We start from the raw sequence: 17,655 nt of genomic DNA on the forward strand, positions 1-17,655 counted from the left end.
AGTCATGGCAGAAGCAATCGCCGATAATGTTCCGGCCAAGGCCACTCCAATAGACGGCAAACCGCCGCTGTTCGGATTGTCTTTCCTGGAAAACCTCTCCGAGATGACCATGTTGCGTCAGGTGGGCCTGTTGGTCGGCCTGGCTGCGAGCGTGGCGATTGGTTTTGCCGTGGTGTTGTGGTCCCAGCAGCCGGACTACCGGCCTCTGTACGGCAGCCTTGCCGGTATGGACGCCAAACAGGTCATGGAAACCCTGGCCGCCGCCGACATTCCCTATACCGTCGAACCGAATTCCGGTGCCTTGCTGGTCAAGGCCGATGACCTGTCCCGGGCGCGGCTCAAGCTCGCGGCCGCTGGTGTCACTCCCAGCGACGGCAACATCGGTTTCGAGATCCTCGACAAGGAACAAGGGCTGGGTACCAGTCAGTTCATGGAGGCGACGCGTTATCGTCGTGGCCTCGAAGGCGAACTGGCGCGGACCATTTCCAGCCTGAACAACGTCAAGGGTGCCCGCGTGCACCTGGCGATTCCGAAAAGTTCGGTGTTCGTGCGTGACGAGCGCAAGCCCAGCGCTTCTGTTCTGGTTGAACTGTATTCCGGTCGCTCGCTGGAGCCAGGTCAGGTCGTCGCCATCATCAATCTGGTGGCGACCAGTGTTCCCGAACTGAGCAAATCGCAGATCACCGTTGTCGACCAGAAGGGCAACCTGCTGTCGGATCAGGCGGAAAACTCCGAACTGACCATGGCCGGCAAGCAGTTCGATTACAGCCGTCGCATGGAAAGCATGCTCACCCAGCGCGTGCACAACATCCTGCAACCGGTGCTGGGCAACGATCGCTATAAAGCCGAAGTCTCGGCCGATGTGGATTTCAGCGCCGTCGAATCGACTTCCGAGCAGTTCAACCCGGATCAACCGGCGTTGCGCAGCGAGCAGTCGGTCAACGAACAACGTACCGCCAGCAATGGCCCGCAAGGTGTGCCGGGTGCCTTGAGCAACCAGCCGCCGTCGCCAGCCTCGGCGCCGCAAACCACTGGTGGCGCCACCGCGTCGGCCGGCATGGTGCAGCCAGGCCAGCCATTGCTCGATGCCAACGGTCAGCAAATCATGGACCCGGCCACCGGTCAGCCGATGCTGGCGCCGTACCCTGCGGACAAGCGTCAACAATCCACCAAGAACTTCGAACTCGACCGTTCCATCAGCCACACCAAGCAACAGCAGGGCCGTTTGAATCGCCTGTCGGTGTCGGTGGTGGTGGACGATCAGGTCAAGGTCAACGCGGCCAATGGCGAAACCACCCGAGCGCCGTGGAGCGCCGATGAATTGGCGCGCTTCACTCGCCTGGTGCAGGACGCGGTCGGTTTCGACGCCAGCCGTGGCGACAGCGTCAGCGTGATCAACATGCCGTTCTCCGCCGAGCGCGGTGAAGTGATCGCCGATATTCCGTTCTATTCCCAGCCGTGGTTCTGGGACATCGTCAAGCAAGTGCTGGGCGTGTTGTTCATCCTGGTGCTGGTGTTCGGTGTGCTGCGTCCGGTGCTCAAGAACATCACCGGCGGCGGCAAAGACAAGCAACTCGCTGGCTTTGGCGGCGACATGGAACTGGGTGGCATGGGCGGCCTGGACGGCGAACTGGCCAACGACCGCGTCAGCCTGGGTGGCCCGACCAGCATCCTGCTGCCGAGCCCGAGCGAAGGCTATGACGCACAGTTGAACGCAATCAAGAGTCTGGTGGCAGAAGATCCGGGTCGCGTGGCCCAGGTCGTGAAAGAGTGGATTAACGCAGATGAGTGATAACCGAGCCGCTGTCGCCAAACTGTCCCGGGTTGATAAAGCCGCGATTCTGCTGCTGTCCCTGGGTTCTACCGATGCCGCACAAGTGCTGCGCCACATGGGGCCCAAAGAGGTCCAGCGTGTGGGCGTGGCCATGGCCCAGATGGGTAACGTGCACCGCGAGCAGGTCGAACAGGTCATGAGCGAGTTCGTCGACATCGTCGGCGACCAGACCAGCCTGGGCGTCGGCTCCGACGACTACGTGCGCAAAATGCTCACCCAGGCCCTGGGCGAAGACAAGGCCAACGGCCTGATCGACCGGATTCTGCTGGGCGGCAACACCAGTGGCCTCGACAGCCTGAAGTGGATGGAGCCGCGCGCTGTCGCCGACGTGATCCGTTACGAGCACCCGCAGATCCAGGCGATCGTGGTGGCGTACCTCGATCCGGACCAGGCCGGTGAAGTGCTCGGCAACTTCGATCATAAGGTGCGACTGGACATCATCCTGCGGGTGTCTTCGCTGAACACCGTGCAGCCGGCGGCCCTGAAAGAGCTCAACCAGATTCTCGAGAAGCAGTTCTCCGGCAACTCGAATGCCTCGCGCACCACCCTGGGTGGCATCAAGCGCGCGGCAGACATCATGAACTTCCTCGACAGCTCGATCGAAGGTCAGCTGATGGACTCGATCCGCGAAGTCGACGAAGACCTGTCGGGTCAGATCGAAGACCTCATGTTCGTGTTCAACAACCTGTCCGATGTCGACGACCGCGGTATTCAGGCGCTGTTGCGCGAAGTGTCCTCGGACGTCCTGGTGCTGGCCCTCAAAGGCTCGGACGAAGGCGTCAAGGAAAAGATCTTCAAGAACATGTCCAAACGAGCGGCCGAACTGTTGCGCGACGACCTCGAGGCCAAAGGCCCGGTGCGTGTCAGCGACGTGGAAACGGCGCAGAAAGAAATCCTCACCATTGCCCGCCGTATGGCCGAAGCCGGAGAAATCGTTCTCGGCGGGAAGGGCGGCGAAGAGATGATCTAAGGTCACTATGTCGTCCAAACATGATGAGTCCCAGACCGACCTGATCCGTGGCAAGGCCGTCGCAGGTTTCGACGTCTGGGCGCTGCCCAGCTTCGACCCGTTTGTGCCGGAACCCGAGCCGGAACCTGAGCCCGAACCGCCGGAAATGGAAGAAGTGCCGCTGGAAGAAGTTCAGCCACTGACCCTCGAAGAGCTCGAAAGCATTCGCCAGGAGGCCTACAACGAAGGCTTCGCGGTTGGCGAGAAAGAAGGTTTCCACAGCACCACGCTCAAGGTCCGTCAGGAAGCCGAAGTGGCCCTGACGGCCAAGATCGCGCACCTGGAACAGTTGATGGTTAACCTGTTCGAGCCGATTGCCGAGCAGGACACCCAGATTGAAAAGTCGCTGGTCGACCTCGTTCGGCACATCACCAAACAGGTGATTCAGCGCGAGCTGGCCATCGACTCGACCCAGATCGAACACGTCATGCGTGAAGCGCTCAAGCTCTTGCCGCTGGGCGTGGGCAACGTGCGGCTGTACGTCAATCCGCAGGATTTCGAACAGGTCAAAGCCCTGCGCGAGCGCCATGAAGAAACCTGGCGCATCGTCGAGGACGAGTCCTTGTTGCCGGGCGGTTGCCGGGTCGAGACCGAACACAGCCGTATCGATGCGACCATCGAAACCCGTGTGACCCAGGTCATGGCCAAGCTGTTCGACCAATTGCACGATCAGGCGTTGCACCCGGCCGCGCCGGACCTCAGCCTGGAATTGCCGATCGACAAGAAGCCTGCCGCCACCCCGGTCGAACCGGAACTGGACCATCCCGATGCGCCTTGATCGCACCAGCTTCGCCAAACGCCTCGGCAGCTACGCCGAGGCCACGGAGCTGGCTGGCGCGCCGATCCTCGAAGGTCGCCTGTTGCGCATGGTCGGCCTGACCCTCGAAGCCGAAGGTTTGCGCGCCGCCATGGGCAGCCGCTGCATGGTCATCAACGATGACAGCTATCACCCGGTGCAGGTCGAAGCCGAAGTCATGGGCTTCTCCGGCAGCAAAGTTTTTCTGATGCCGGTGGGCAGTGTCGCGGGCATCGCCCCTGGCGCGCGCGTGGTTCCTTTGGCTGACGCCGGTCGTTTGCCGATGGGCATGAGCATGCTCGGGCGGGTGCTCGATGGCGCCGGTCGTGCGCTGGATGGCAAGGGCGGGATGAAGGCTGAAGACTGGGTGCCGATGGACGGTCCGACCATCAACCCGCTCAAGCGTGACCCGATCAGTCAGCCGCTGGACGTGGGCATTCGCTGCATCAACGGTTTGTTGACGGTCGGTCGCGGTCAGCGCCTCGGGCTGTTCGCCGGTACCGGCGTCGGCAAGAGTGTGCTGTTGGGCATGATGACCCGTTTCACCGAGGCCGACATTATCGTGGTCGGGCTGATCGGCGAGCGGGGTCGAGAAGTTAAAGAGTTCATCGAGCACATCCTCGGTGAAGAGGGGCTCAAGCGTTCAGTGGTGGTGGCGTCGCCGGCGGACGATGCGCCACTGATGCGTCTGCGCGCGGCCATGTACTGCACGCGGATCGCCGAGTATTTTCGCGACAAGGGCAAGAATGTCCTGTTGCTGATGGATTCCCTGACCCGTTTCGCCCAGGCCCAGCGGGAAATCGCCCTGGCCATCGGCGAACCGCCAGCAACCAAGGGCTATCCACCGTCGGTGTTCGCCAAGTTGCCGAAGTTGGTGGAGCGGGCCGGTAACGCCGAAAAGGGCGGCGGTTCGATCACCGCGTTCTACACGGTATTGTCTGAAGGCGACGACCAACAGGACCCGATTGCCGACTCGGCACGGGGCGTGCTCGACGGGCACATCGTGCTGTCCCGGCGTCTGGCCGAGGAAGGGCATTACCCGGCCATCGACATTGAAGCGTCCATCAGCCGGGTCATGCCATCGGTGGTCGGTATCAAACACCTGAATCACGCGCAGATGTTCAAGCAATACTGGTCGCGCTATCAGCAGAGCCGCGATCTGATCAGTGTCGGCGCCTACGTGCCCGGCGGTGACCGGGAAACCGACACCGCGATCAATCTGCAACCGGCCATGTCCCTGTACCTGCGCCAGGGCTTGAACGACAACATCAGCATGGGCGCCAGCGAAAACCATCTTGCTTCGGTCTTCGCGCCAGCGCCAGGCGGTTAACCGGTCATGGCCTCGAGTCGCGCGGCACGCCTGGCGCCTGTGGTGGACATGGCTGAAAAGGCCGAGAAAACCGCCGTCCAGCGCCTGGGGCACTTCCAGGGCCAGGTTCGTTTGGCGGAAAGCAAACTCGCCGACCTCGAAGCCTTCCGTCTCGACTACCAGGAGCAATGGATCGTGCGCGGCAGCGGCGGCGTTTCGGGCCAGTGGTTGCTGGGCTATCAGGGTTTTCTCGCGCAATTGGGCACGGCCATCGACCAGCAGCGCCAGAGCTTGAACTGGCATCAAAACAACCTGAACAAGGCCCGAGAAGCCTGGCAACAGGCATTTGCCCGGGTCGAAGGCTTGCGCAAACTGGTTCAGCGCTACATGGATGAAGCGCGGCAACTGGAAGACAAGCGCGAGCAGAAGCTGCTGGATGAGTTGTCCCAGCGGTTGCCGCGTCAGGATTCGTATTGAATCAAGTAGCCCGCGAAGGCGATTTCACAAACCGTACATTTTTTTCAGCCTTGCTCCAGCCCCCATCAGGTGCTAAACCTTCTACACGTACGTTCGCCAATGACAAGGAAGCCGTGAAATGTCAGTCGTTACAGAAGTATCCCCGGATGGGCAAAAGTTGACGATTTCGGTTAAGGGGCGATTCGATTTCGGTCGGCATCAGGAGTTTCGCGAGTCCTACGAGCGACTCAACAAGAAACCCGAGTCCATTGTCGTAGATCTGAAGGAAGCCACCTACCTCGACAGTTCGGCGCTTGGCATGCTGCTCTTGCTGCGTGATCACGCCGGTGGCGACAATTCCGATATTCGTGTCGTCAACAGCAGTTCCGATGTGAAGAAGATCCTCGCCATCTCCAACTTCGACAAACTGTTCGACATCAGTTGACCGTCATGCAGCCGCCGCTCGAGCCGCTGACGATACTGATTGCTGAAGACAGCGCGGCCGATCGCATGCTGCTGTCGACTATCGTCCGTCGTCAGGGCCATGAAGTGCTGACCGCCAGTAATGGCGCCGAGGCGGTCGAGGCGTTTTGCTCGCAGCGACCGCACCTGGTGCTGATGGACGCCATGATGCCGGTGATGGACGGCTTCGAGGCCGCGCAGCAAATCAAGGCGCTGGCCGGCGAAACCCTGGTGCCGATCATCTTTCTGACGTCGCTGACCGAAAGCGAAGCCCTGGCTCGTTGTCTGGAGGCCGGGGGCGACGACTTTCTGGCAAAGCCTTACAACCAGGTGATCCTCGCGGCCAAGATCAAGGCCATGGACCGCTTGCGGCGTTTGCAGGCCACGGTGCTGGAACAGCGCGATCTGATCGCCAGGCACCACGATTACCTGCTCAACGAACAGCGAGTGGCCAAAGCCGTGTTCGACAAGGTGGCCCACTCCGGTTGCCTGAATGCGCCGAACATCCGCTATCTGCAATCGCCCTATGCGCTGTTCAACGGCGATCTGCTACTGGCCGCGTTCACCCCGGCCGGCGACATGCATGTGTTGCTCGGCGATTTCACCGGCCATGGTTTGCCGGCCGCTGTCGGTGCCATGCCGTTGGCCGAAGTCTTCTATGGCATGACCGCCAAGGGTTACGGCTTGTCCGAAACCCTGCGCGAGATGAACGCCAAGCTCAAACGCATCCTGCCGGTCGACATGTTCTGCTGTGCGGCCATGCTGTGCCTGAGCTTTCAGCGAGGATCGGTGGAAGTCTGGAACGGCGGGATGCCGGACGGTTATCTGCACAGCATCGCCAGTGGCGAGCGTACAGCGCTGACGGCACGGCACTTGCCGCTGGGCGTGTTGAGCCCGCAAACCTTCGATGACCGCACCGAGGTGTTCCCGATGGCCGTCGGGGATCGGGTGTTCCTGTTGTCTGATGGAGTGATCGATACCAGCGATGCCAATGAGCAGTTGTTTGGCGTAGAGCGATTGGAGCAGGTGTTTGCAGTCAATCGTCAGCCTGATGCGCTGTTCGAAGAAATCGAACAGGCCCTGCGGGACTTTCGCGGCGAGGCTCGCGATGACGTGAGCATGGTTGAAGTCCGTCTGCTGGAAGCTGCGCAACTGAGCCTGCCGGCGCCGGTGTATTCCGACAGCGGCCAATCGAGCCCGCTGGACTGGTCGGTCAGTTTCGAGTTCCGTGCCACTACCCTCAAACGCTTCAACCCGCTGCCGTACCTGATGCAATTGCTGCTTGAGGTGCACGGCCTGCGGGCCCAGAGTGGCGCACTCTACAGTGTGCTGGCAGAACTTTATTCCAATGCCCTGGAGCATGGCGTGCTGGGCCTGGATTCAAACCTGAAGCGCGATGCTTCGGGTTTTGCTCGCTATTATCAGCAGCGCAATGCGCGCCTGGACGAATTGCGGGACGGCTATGTGCGAGTGCATTTGCAGGTGACGCCAAACGACGAGGGCGGTTGCCTGGCCGTCCGGGTCGAAGACAGTGGCAAGGGCTTCGATGTAGCGCGGGTGATGGAGCGTCCGGTCGATGATGTCCGTCTGTCGGGACGTGGCGTCAGTTTGATCCGCCAGTTGAGTCATCGTGCGCGCTGGTCCGATAATGGGCGCAGTGCTCACGTGGAGTTTTTCTGGGAGGCTCAGGCATAATCCCAGGCATTCTTGATCAAAGGAGTGAACAAGTGGACGACACACATCTGGATCGCGACGTGCTGAGCGCGCTGCAAGAGGTTATGGAAGACGGGTACCCAGAATTGCTCGATACCTTTCTCAGCGATTCCGAAGAGCGCTTGAGCTTGCTGCGCCAGGCTGACGATGCCGATCGGTTAGGCGCCACGGCGCACAGTTTCAAGGGCAGTAGCAGCAACATGGGCGCGACCCGGCTGGCCGAACTGTGCCATGAGCTGGAGCAGCGAGCCAAAGAGAAAAAACTTGAAGGCATTGAAGCGCTGGTTGGAGAAATCGACGGCGAATTCGCGATTGTTCGACCGCTTTTCGAGGCAGAGCGCCAGCGCTCCCTGGCTGAATAAGACAACCATCCGGCGCTTTTGGCGGCCAGCGAACAAAGCTGGCTCGACCCTTGCAGTCAACTTACTCAACTGTACCTACGATCCCAGTGCAGCGGAGACCGTTCCATGCCCGTTACCCCAAATATTCTTCTTCAGGCCGCGGCTGCGGCCAAGACTCAAGCCGTGTCCGCCAATACCCCGGCGTCGACGGCTGAGCCCGGGGACAAGGCGTCCAGCTTCGCTCAGGTCTACGCCAATCAGGCCCAGAACAAGCCTTCGTCCACGGCGGACGGATCGGCTAAACCCGTACGTGACAATGCCTCGGACAACACTGGCAAAAAGGACGTGGGCAACGACTCGTCTGCCGCCCAGGAACCGACGGTTGCCGATAGCGGCAAATCCTTGCCCGCCGATAAACCGGCGCAGGCCGATGACAAGACCGCCAGCGATGACGCGCCCGATACCGCCGAGCCGACGACGCCGGTAGTCGATACCGCGCCTGTCGATCCAGCCCTCGATCCGGCGTTGATGCAAGTGGTACAGCCGGTGCTGCCAGCCCCTGTGCCGGAAACCCCACCGGTTGTCGCCGCTGTGCAGTCAACCGTACAAACACCCGTCGCAGCCGCTGTTGCCGCGACAGCGACGCAGGCCGCTGCGACCACCGACCCTGATTTCGATCCCGAAGCCGATCCTCTCGATGCGCTGCCGGCCGTGCGCATGGCGATGGAGCAGAGCGGGCACGTTTCGGCCGCCAGCCAGGCTCAGCCAAAAGCGGCGCCGACTCAGGCTCACGTCGACGGCGAGCTGACCTCGGCACAGAACTTTGCCGCGGGCATGGCAAGCATGCTCGATGTGCAGGCCGATCAGGACAGTACCAGCCAGGGCGGCGAGAAGGCTTTCAGTGGCCTGATCGATGATGGCCTCAAGGATCTCAAGTCCGCCAGCAGCGACACCCGTGTCGATGACTTCGCCAATCGTCTGGCGGCTCTGACCCAGGCGGCAACACCCAAGACTGCCAATGCATTGCCGGTGAACCAACCGATCGCCATGCATCAGAGCGGTTGGACCGAAGAGGTGGTCAACCGGGTCATGTACCTGTCCAGCGCCAATCTCAAGGCGGCGGACATCCAGTTGCAACCGGCCGAACTGGGACGCCTCGATATTCGGGTGAACATGGTTCCGGATCAGCAGACCCAAGTGACCTTCATGAGCGCTCACCCAAGCGTTCGCGAAGCACTCGACGGGCAAATGCATCGCCTGCGGGACATGTTCGCGCAGCAGGGCATGGGCCAGGTCGACGTCAACGTTTCCGATCAGTCACGTGGCTGGCAGGGCCAGGGGCAGGAACAGGCTCAACAGGGGCAGGGCGGGCGCACCAATGCCAGTGGCGGTCGCCTCGATTCCATCGATGAGGAGCTTCCTGCGACGGTCGCTGACGTGGCCGCCAACACCACCAGCGTGATCGGCACCAGCGCGGTCGATTATTACGCCTGATAAATCAGGCCCCCCCCTCAAAAGATCGCAGCCTTCGGCAGCTCCTACAGGTGTACACCATCCAAATGTAGGAGCTGCCGAAGGCTGCGATCTTTTGATTTTCGTTGCCTGCCTGCCGCCTCCATATAGCCCCAGACACTTCTGGCATAACACTTGCTCTTGCCTTGCCGTGCGACTGTGAAAACCCGAATAGTGACGGATTATTGGCATGGCGAAGAGCGAAGCAGTAGTAAAAGACCCCGCAACCAAAGGCAAAATCAAGCTGATCATTGTGATCGTCGTGGCCCTGCTGCTGGCGATCGGCTTGTCCGTGGGGGCGACCTGGTTCTTCATGCACGGCGCCCAGAGCAAGCCTGCCGCCGCGGCTGAAACCGCTGTGGTCGGCAAGCAGCCGGCGATCTTCGAGCCAATGGCTCCAGCCTTCGTGGCCAACTACACCCAGAACGGCCGTCAGCGCTACATGCAGGTGAGCATCACCATGCTGGGGCGTAATCAGGCTGATCTGGAGGCGCTCAAAGTCCACATGCCAGTGATCCGCAATAACCTGGTCATGCTGTTTTCCGGTCAGGATTTCGCCACGCTGGCGACCCCGGTCGGCCAGGAGATGTTGCGTCAGAAAGCCACGGCCAGCGTGCAGGAAGTGGCGCAGAAAGAGCTGGGCAAAGTGGTGATCGAACAGTTGCTTTTCACTAATTTCGTACTGCAGTAGGAACACGACATGGCCGTGCAGGACCTGCTGTCCCAGGATGAGATCGATGCGCTGTTGCATGGCGTCGACGATGGTCTGGTACAGACCGATAACGCTGCCGAACCCGGCAGTGTCAAAAGCTACGACCTGACCAGCCAGGATCGCATCGTCCGTGGACGCATGCCGACGCTGGAAATGATCAACGAGCGTTTCGCCCGCTACACCCGCATCAGCATGTTCAACATGCTGCGCCGCTCGGCGGACGTTGCCGTCGGTGGTGTGCAGGTGATGAAGTTCGGCGAATACGTGCACTCGCTGTACGTGCCGACCAGCCTCAACCTGGTCAAGATCAAACCGCTGCGCGGCACCGCGCTGTTCATCCTCGACGCCAAACTGGTGTTCAAGCTGGTGGACAACTTCTTCGGCGGCGACGGCCGTCACGCGAAGATCGAAGGGCGTGAATTCACCCCCACCGAACTGCGTGTGGTGCGCATGGTGCTGGAGCAGGCTTTCGTCGATTTGAAGGAAGCCTGGCAGGCGATCATGGAAGTGAACTTCGAGTACATCAACTCGGAAGTGAACCCGGCCATGGCCAACATCGTCGGCCCGAGCGAAGCCATTGTGGTGTCGACGTTCCACATCGAACTCGATGGCGGTGGCGGCGACCTGCACGTGACCATGCCGTACTCGATGATCGAGCCGGTGCGCGAGATGCTCGATGCCGGCTTCCAGTCGGACCTCGACGATCAGGACGAACGCTGGATCAACGCCTTGCGCCAGGACGTGCTGGACGTCGACGTACCGATTGGTGCCACCGTTGCTCGCCGCCAGCTGCGCCTTCGCGACATCCTGCACATGCAGCCCGGGGATGTGATCCCGGTCGAGATGCCGGAAGAAATGATCATGCGCGCCAACGGCGTGCCGGCCTTCAAGGTCAAGATGGGCTCGCACAAAGGCAACCTCGCGTTGCAAGTGATCGAGCCGATCGAGCGCCGCTGACCGGCGCTCGTACCCCCTACGCATTTAACTGAATTGTTGCCCGCCGAGGACAAATGATGAACGACGATATGAACGCCCAGGACGACCAGGCACTGGCCGACGAATGGGCTGCGGCCCTGGAAGAAACCGGTGACGCCGGGCAGGCCGACATTGATGCGCTGCTGGCGGCCGATGCCGGTACGTCGGGCTCCAACCGTCTGCCGATGGAAGAGTTCGGCAGCGTGCCGAAGAACCACGATCCAGTGACGCTGGACGGTCCGAACCTGGACGTGATCCTCGATATCCCGGTGTCGATTTCCATGGAAGTCGGCAGCACCGACATCAACATCCGCAACCTGTTGCAACTCAACCAGGGTTCGGTAATCGAGCTCGATCGCCTGGCCGGCGAGCCGCTGGACGTGCTGGTCAACGGCACGCTCATCGCCCACGGCGAAGTGGTCGTGGTCAACGAAAAGTTCGGCATCCGCCTGACCGACGTGATCAGCCCAAGCGAACGCATCAAGAAGCTGCGCTGAGTGAACAAGGTTCTTGCGGTTCTGTTGGCCTTGCCATCCAGCGTACTGGCGGCCGAGTCGGTGACGACTGCTGCGACGGCGGCCGCCGCACCAGCCGTCAGCAGCGGTGTGGCCGGGCAATTGACGCAATTGGTGTTCGGCTTGCTGCTGGTGCTGGGGTTGATCTTCTTCCTCGCCTGGCTGCTACGCCGGGTCCAGCAGGCCGGGCCGGCGGGCAAGGGGCAAGTGATCGAGTTGATCGGTTCCCGAGCCCTCGGCCCCCGTGACCGTTTGATGCTGGTACAGGTCGGCAACGAACAGATTCTGCTCGGCCTGAGCCCCGGCACCATCACCGCGTTGCATGTGCTCAAGGAGCCGGTACAAGTGCCGAGCGCAACCGAGAAAGCGACTCCGGAGTTTGCCCAGCGTCTGTTGGAGATGCTCGGCAAGGATCAGAAGGATAAGAAGTAATGGGTGCGTTACGCATCGTCTTGACGCTGGCCCTGATGCTGGCTGCGCCACTGGCGTTCGCCGCCGATCCGTTGTCGATCCCGGCGATCACCCTGGGCACCAATGCCAATGGCGCTCAGGAATACTCGGTCAGCCTGCAAATCCTGCTGATCATGACGGCGCTGAGTTTCATCCCGGCGTTCGTCATGCTGATGACCAGTTTCACCCGGATCATCATCGTTTTCTCGATCCTGCGTCAGGCCCTGGGCTTGCAGCAGACACCGTCGAACCAGATCCTCACCGGCATGGCGCTGTTCCTCACCATGTTTATCATGGCGCCGGTGTTCGATCGGGTGAATCAGGATGCCTTGCAGCCGTATCTGGCGGAGAAACTCACCGCTCAGGATGCTGTCGCCAAGGCTCAGGTGCCGATCAAGGACTTCATGCTGGCCCAGACTCGCAGCAGCGATCTGGAGCTGTTCATGCGCCTGTCCAAGCGCACTGATATTGCTACGCCGGATCAGGCGCCGCTGACGATTCTGGTGCCGGCGTTCGTGACCTCGGAACTGAAAACCGCGTTCCAGATTGGCTTCATGATCTTCATTCCGTTCCTGATCATCGACCTGGTGGTGGCCAGTGTGCTGATGGCGATGGGTATGATGATGCTCTCGCCACTGATCATTTCCCTGCCGTTCAAAATCATGCTGTTCGTGCTGGTGGATGGCTGGGCGTTGATCATCGGCACGTTGGCCAGCAGCTTCGGCGGTGTTTCACCATGACGCCCGAAGTTGCCGTAGACATCTTTCGCGAAGCGCTGTGGCTGACCACCATGATGGTCGCCGTGCTGGTGATCCCGAGCTTGCTGGTGGGGCTGTTGGTGGCGATGTTCCAGGCGGCCACGCAGATCAACGAACAGACCCTGAGCTTCCTGCCGCGTCTGCTGGTGATGCTGGTGACGCTGATCGTTGCCGGCCCGTGGCTGGTGCAGACCTTCATGGAATACATTCTGCAGCTGTACCACAGCATTCCTCAGGTCATCGGTTAAGCCATGTCGCTGCTGCAGCTGACCGATACCCAGATCAGCACCTGGGTGGCGACGTTCATGTTGCCGCTGTTTCGCATCGGCTCGTTGCTGATGGTCATGCCGATTTTCGGCACGACGCTGGTGCCCAAGCGCGTGCGTTTGTACTTCGCGGTGGCGATCACTGTGGTCATCGCACCGGGTCTGCCGCCCATGCCCGCGGTCAACGCGCTGGACCTGAGCGCGATGCTGCTGATCGCCGAGCAAATCATCATCGGGGCGGTGTTGGGCTTCTCCTTGCAGCTGTTTTTCCAGGCATTCGTGGTCGCCGGGCAAATTGTCGCGATCCAGATGGGTATGGGTTTCGCTTCGATGGTCGACCCTACGAACGGCGTGTCGGTGGCGGTGATCGGGCAGTTTTTCACCATGCTGGTGACGCTGTTGTTCCTGTCGATGAATGGCCATCTGGTGGTGTTCGAAGTCCTCACCGAAAGTTTCACCACGCTGCCGGTCGGTGGCGGGTTGATGGTCAATCATTTCTGGGAGTTGGCCGGCAAGCTCGGCTGGGTGCTCGGTGCGGCGCTGTTGCTGGTGTTGCCGGCGATCACTGCGTTGCTGGTGGTCAACATTGCGTTTGGCGTGATGACCCGGGCGGCGCCGCAGTTGAACATCTTCTCGATCGGCTTTCCGCTGACCCTGGTACTTGGGCTGTTCATCGTTTGGGTCGGCCTGGCGGACATTCTCAATCAGTATCAACCGCTGGCCGCCGAGGCCTTGCAGTTGTTGCGCGAACTGGCACAGGCACGCTGAGTCATGGCTGAGAGCGAAAGCGGTCAGGACAAAACAGAAGACCCCACGGAGAAACGCAAAAAGGACTCCCGTGAGAAGGGCGAGATTGCGCGCTCCAAGGAGCTCAACACCCTGGCAGTGATGCTCGCCGGTGCCGGCGCTTTGCTGATTTTCGGTGGTGCCCTGGCCCAGGATTTGATGGAGCTGATGCGCATGAACTTCTCGCTCTCGCGAGAGGTGATTCTGGATCAGCGCTCCATGGCGACTTATCTGCTGCACTCGGGACAGATCGCCTTGTTCGCGATTCAGCCGGTGATGATCACCTTGCTGCTGGCCGCGCTGATCGGCCCGATTTCCCTGGGGGGCTGGCTGTTTGCGGCTGGCTCCATGGCGCCCAAGTTCAGTCGTATGAACCCTGCCGCAGGCCTGAAACGAATGTTCTCGGCCAAGGCGCTGGTGGAGTTGCTCAAGGCTCTGGCGAAGTTTTTCATCGTGTTGTTCGTGGCGTTGGCGGTCTTGTCGTCGGACATCGACGATCTGCTGCGCATCGCTCACGAGCCGCTGGACATGGCGATCATTCATAGCCTGCAAGTGGTCGGCTGGAGCACCTTGTGGATGGCTTGCGGGCTGATCATCATCGCAGCGGTCGACGTGCCGGTGCAGCTCTGGGAGAGCATGAATAAGCTCAAGATGACCAAGCAGGAAATCCGTGACGAGCACAAGGACCAGGAAGGGCGGCCGGAGGTCAAGCAACGCATTCGCCAGTTGCAGCGCGAGATGTCGCAGCGGCGGATGATGGCTGCGATCCCTGATGCCGACGTGGTCATCACCAACCCGACCCACTACGCCGTGGCGCTCAAGTACGATCCGGAAAAGGGCGGGGCGCCGATGCTGATCGCCAAGGGTAGCGACTTCCTGGCCTTGAAGATCCGCGAAATCGCCGTGGCCAACCAAGTGCAGTTGCTCGAATCGCCCGCCCTGGCGCGTTCGATTTACTACTCCACGGAACTGGATCAGGAAATTCCAGGTGGGCTGTATCTGGCGGTGGCTCAGGTATTGGCTTACGTCTACCAGATCCGCCAGTACCGCGCGGGCAAGGGCAAACGTCCGGATCCGCTGAAGGATGATTTGCCGATTCCGCCGGATCTGCGTCGCGATTCCTGATCGGGTCTACGGCTCTGAAATCAAAAAGATCCCCGCCTTCGGCAGCGCCTACGGGCGCTGATGCCGCCTATTGGCTTTTTCATTGCCGGGCTCTTTCGCGATACTGTTTTCCTGTTTCTTCCTGTCGTCCTGTTGCTTGGGCGCAACCAGATCGAAGCCTTTGGCATCGTTGAATGACTTGACCGCTTTCTTGGGCATGATCGCTGCTCCGGCGCTTGGTATTACCAACGCTGATGATCACCATCCAATACCCATAAGGCGGTTTTGGCTACTATCAAAACTTACGGCTGTGCAGGTCTCTGGACGAATGGCAGGGGCAGTGAGCTTGAGCGATGTCATGCCCTGCCTCTGATCCACCCTATTCGTAGCAGCTGCCGAGCCTGCTGCCCGGCTCAACAAATCTCTCTATTTCCCTCCTTGGCAAAAGTTGGAAGGCTTCTTGCAATAGCCGCCCTGCGCCTGCTTCAGGCGTCAAAAGTTTGCTTTAAAGGAACGGGGAAAACCGGTGGATCGCTCTCAGTTAATCAACAGTGCCCGCACAAACGTCGCCGACCTCAGTCGGGGCAATCTGGGTGTGCCGCTGTTGCTGCTGGTCATGCTGGCCATGATGATGTTGCCGGTGCCGCCGTTCCTGCTGGACGTGTTTTTCACGTTCAACATTGCCCTGTCCATTGTCGTGTTGCTGGTCTGTGTATACGCCTTGCGGCCGCTGGATTTTGCGGTGTTCCCGACCATTCTGCTGGTGGCGACGTTACTGCGGCTGGCGCTGAACGTAGCCTCCACGCGAGTGGTGATGCTCCACGGTCAGGACGGCCATGCCGCCGCCGGTAAGGTGATTCAGGCCTTCGGTGAAGTGGTGATCGGCGGTAACTACGTGGTCGGTATCGTGGTCTTCGCGATTTTGATGATCATCAACTTCGTTGTGGTCACCAAAGGCGCGGGGCGGATTTCCGAGGTGAGCGCGCGTTTCACCCTCGACGCGATGCCCGGTAAACAGATGGCGATCGACGCCGACTTGAACGCCGGCCTGATCGATCAGAACCAGGCGAAACTGCGCCGGATGGAAGTCGCCCAGGAGGCCGAGTTCTACGGTTCCATGGACGGTGCCAGCAAGTTCGTGCGCGGTGACGCCATCGCCGGCCTGCTGATTCTGTTCATCAACCTGATCGGCGGCATGGCGGTGGGTATCTTCCAGCACGGCATGAGCTTTGGTGATGCCGGCAAGGTTTATGCGCTGTTGACCATCGGTGACGGTTTGGTGGCGCAATTGCCATCACTGCTGTTGTCGACCGCCGCCGCGATCATGGTGACCCGTGCTTCCGGCTCGGAAGACATGGGTAAACAAATCAATCGTCAGATGTTCGCCTCGCCGAAAGCCTTGGCGGTGGCCGCAGGCTTGATGGCGGTGATGGGCCTGGTGCCCGGCATGCCGCACGTTTCCTTTCTGTCCATGGCAGCCCTGGCGGCCGGTGGCGCTTACCTGTTCTGGAAGAAGCAGAACGCGGTCAAGGTCCAGGCCCTGCAAGAGGTCAAACGTCAGCAGGAGTTGCTGCCGTCGCCGGCCCGGGCTCAGGAAACCAAGGAGCTTGGCTGGGATGACGTGACGCCGATCGACATGATTGGCCTGGAAGTGGGCTACCGCCTGATTCCGCTGGTGGATCGCAACCAGGGTGGGCAGTTGCTGGCGCGGATCAAGGGGGTGCGTAAAAAGCTCTCCCAGGACCTGGGCTTCCTGATGCCGACTGTGCATATCCGTGACAACCTCGACCTGGCGCCTAGCGCCTATCGCCTGACCCTGATGGGCGTGATCCTGGCTGAAGCGGAGATTTACCCGGAGCGCGAGCTGGCGATCAACCCGGGGCAGGTCTACGGCACGCTCAATGGCATCACCGCCAAAGATCCGGCTTTTGGCCTGGAAGCGGTGTGGATCGAAATCAGCCAGCGTGCCCAGGCGCAATCCCTCGGTTACACCGTGGTCGATGCCAGTACGGTGGTGGCGACCCACTTGAACCAGATTCTGTACAAGCACTCCAGCGAGCTGATCGGCCACGAAGAAGTCCAGCAACTCATGCAATTGCTGGCCAAAAGCTCACCGAAGCTGGCCGAAGAGTTGGTGCCAGGGGTGGTTTCGCTGTCGCAACTGCTCAAAGTCTTGCAGGCGTTGCTGGCCGAACAGGTGCCGGTGCGGGACATCCGCAGCATCGCCGAAGCCATCGCGAACAACGCTGCCAAGAGTCAAGATACCGCCGCTTTGGTGGCCGCGGTGCGCGTCGGCGTATCCCGTGCAATCGTGCAAAGCATTGTAGGCACTGAGTCGGAGCTGCCTGTGATCACCTTGGAACCAAGGTTGGAACAAATATTGCTCAATAGTCTTCAGAAGGCAGGACAAGGCTCGGAAGAGGGCGTTCTGCTGGAGCCAAGCATGGCGGAAAAACTGCAACGCTCGTTGATCGATGCGGCGCAGCGTCAGGAAATGCAAGGTCAGCCGGTGATTCTGCTGGTGGCCGGGCCGGTTCGCGCGATGCTCTCGCGATTCGGTCGGATGGCAGTGCCGGGTTTGCACGTGTTGGCTTACCAGGAAATTCCTGACAACAAGCAAGTGACCATCGTTGCGACAGTAGGGCCCAACGGCTGAG

At 60.5% G+C, this 17,655-nt stretch carries 19 protein-coding genes; 18 read left to right on the forward strand and 1 reads right to left on the reverse strand.

What is annotated here, in order from left to right; all coding sequences use genetic code 11:
• Positions 1–4 precede the first annotated feature (4 nt).
• The 17 genes from fliF to flhB all read left to right on the forward strand — a co-directional run bounded on the left by fliF (position 5) and on the right by flhB (position 15,019).
• Complete coding sequence (fliF, locus tag AC1D2Q_RS17000) at positions 5–1,792, forward strand: flagellar basal-body MS-ring/collar protein FliF (RefSeq protein WP_477813919.1); 1,788 nt, start codon at positions 5–7, stop codon at positions 1,790–1,792.
• Positions 1,785–2,804, forward strand: coding sequence for a flagellar motor switch protein FliG (gene fliG / locus AC1D2Q_RS17005; RefSeq protein ID WP_003184041.1), 1,020 nt, complete (start codon positions 1,785–1,787; stop codon positions 2,802–2,804). The genes fliF and fliG overlap by 8 nt, the downstream gene beginning before the upstream one ends.
• A 7-nt stretch (positions 2,805–2,811) precedes the next feature.
• Positions 2,812–3,621 carry a flagellar assembly protein FliH gene (gene fliH / locus AC1D2Q_RS17010; RefSeq protein WP_477813920.1) on the forward strand — a complete coding sequence of 270 codons (810 nt, stop codon included), beginning with the start codon at positions 2,812–2,814 and terminating at the stop codon, positions 3,619–3,621.
• Positions 3,611–4,969 (forward strand): flagellar protein export ATPase FliI, encoded by a 1,359-nt coding sequence (fliI, locus tag AC1D2Q_RS17015; RefSeq protein WP_477813921.1) that lies wholly within the window; start codon positions 3,611–3,613, stop codon positions 4,967–4,969. Before fliH ends, fliI begins: the two co-directional genes overlap by 11 nt.
• Positions 4,970–4,975: 6 nt before the next feature.
• Entirely contained in the window at positions 4,976–5,425 is a 450-nt protein-coding gene (gene fliJ / locus AC1D2Q_RS17020; protein ID WP_018925046.1) for a flagellar export protein FliJ, read from the forward strand.
• Between the two features lie 118 nt (positions 5,426–5,543).
• Positions 5,544–5,849 carry an STAS domain-containing protein gene (locus AC1D2Q_RS17025; RefSeq protein WP_019579575.1) on the forward strand — a complete coding sequence of 102 codons (306 nt, stop codon included), beginning with the start codon at positions 5,544–5,546 and terminating at the stop codon, positions 5,847–5,849.
• 5 nt (positions 5,850–5,854) lie between these two features.
• On the forward strand, positions 5,855–7,561 hold the full coding sequence (locus tag AC1D2Q_RS17030) for an ATP-binding SpoIIE family protein phosphatase (protein ID WP_477813922.1): 1,707 nt from the start codon (positions 5,855–5,857) through the stop codon (positions 7,559–7,561).
• A 32-nt stretch (positions 7,562–7,593) separates the two neighbouring features.
• Entirely contained in the window at positions 7,594–7,941 is a 348-nt protein-coding gene (locus tag AC1D2Q_RS17035; RefSeq protein WP_007938634.1) for an Hpt domain-containing protein, read from the forward strand.
• Between the two features lie 105 nt (positions 7,942–8,046).
• Complete coding sequence (locus AC1D2Q_RS17040; RefSeq protein ID WP_477813923.1) at positions 8,047–9,414, forward strand: flagellar hook-length control protein FliK; 1,368 nt, start codon at positions 8,047–8,049, stop codon at positions 9,412–9,414.
• A 208-nt stretch (positions 9,415–9,622) separates the two neighbouring features.
• Positions 9,623–10,123: a flagellar basal body-associated protein FliL gene (gene fliL, locus AC1D2Q_RS17045; RefSeq protein WP_258612525.1), complete on the forward strand. Its 501-nt coding sequence runs from the start codon at positions 9,623–9,625 to the stop codon at positions 10,121–10,123.
• Positions 10,124–10,132: 9 nt separating this feature from the next.
• Positions 10,133–11,101 (forward strand): flagellar motor switch protein FliM, encoded by a 969-nt coding sequence (fliM, locus tag AC1D2Q_RS17050; RefSeq protein WP_007938639.1) that lies wholly within the window; start codon positions 10,133–10,135, stop codon positions 11,099–11,101.
• A 56-nt stretch (positions 11,102–11,157) separates the two neighbouring features.
• Positions 11,158–11,616, forward strand: a complete 459-nt coding sequence (gene fliN, locus AC1D2Q_RS17055; RefSeq protein WP_019579580.1) for a flagellar motor switch protein FliN — start codon at positions 11,158–11,160, stop codon at positions 11,614–11,616.
• Positions 11,617–12,066, forward strand: coding sequence for a flagellar biosynthetic protein FliO (gene fliO / locus AC1D2Q_RS17060; protein ID WP_019579581.1), 450 nt, complete (start codon positions 11,617–11,619; stop codon positions 12,064–12,066).
• Positions 12,066–12,824: a flagellar type III secretion system pore protein FliP gene (fliP, locus tag AC1D2Q_RS17065; RefSeq protein ID WP_007938646.1), complete on the forward strand. Its 759-nt coding sequence runs from the start codon at positions 12,066–12,068 to the stop codon at positions 12,822–12,824. Before fliO ends, fliP begins: the two co-directional genes overlap by 1 nt.
• The gene (gene fliQ, locus AC1D2Q_RS17070; RefSeq protein ID WP_007938648.1) at positions 12,821–13,090 is read left to right on the forward strand and encodes a flagellar biosynthesis protein FliQ; all 270 of its coding nucleotides are present in this window, start codon (positions 12,821–12,823) and stop codon (positions 13,088–13,090) included. Before fliP ends, fliQ begins: the two co-directional genes overlap by 4 nt.
• A 3-nt stretch (positions 13,091–13,093) precedes the next feature.
• Positions 13,094–13,876, forward strand: coding sequence for a flagellar biosynthetic protein FliR (fliR, locus tag AC1D2Q_RS17075; protein WP_477813924.1), 783 nt, complete (start codon positions 13,094–13,096; stop codon positions 13,874–13,876).
• 3 nt (positions 13,877–13,879) lie between these two features.
• Positions 13,880–15,019: a flagellar biosynthesis protein FlhB gene (gene flhB / locus AC1D2Q_RS17080; protein WP_477813925.1), complete on the forward strand. Its 1,140-nt coding sequence runs from the start codon at positions 13,880–13,882 to the stop codon at positions 15,017–15,019.
• A gap of 48 nt (positions 15,020–15,067) precedes the next feature.
• Here the strand turns inward: flhB and AC1D2Q_RS17085 are convergent, their stop codons facing one another.
• The gene (locus AC1D2Q_RS17085; protein WP_019648112.1) at positions 15,068–15,217 is read right to left on the reverse strand and encodes a hypothetical protein; all 150 of its coding nucleotides are present in this window, start codon (positions 15,215–15,217) and stop codon (positions 15,068–15,070) included.
• 307 nt (positions 15,218–15,524) lie between these two features.
• Between AC1D2Q_RS17085 and flhA the strand changes: the two genes are divergently transcribed.
• Positions 15,525–17,654: a flagellar biosynthesis protein FlhA gene (gene flhA / locus AC1D2Q_RS17090; RefSeq protein WP_477813926.1), complete on the forward strand. Its 2,130-nt coding sequence runs from the start codon at positions 15,525–15,527 to the stop codon at positions 17,652–17,654.
• Position 17,655 lies beyond the last annotated feature (1 nt).

The organism is Pseudomonas sp. P1_A1, assembly GCF_056406935.1.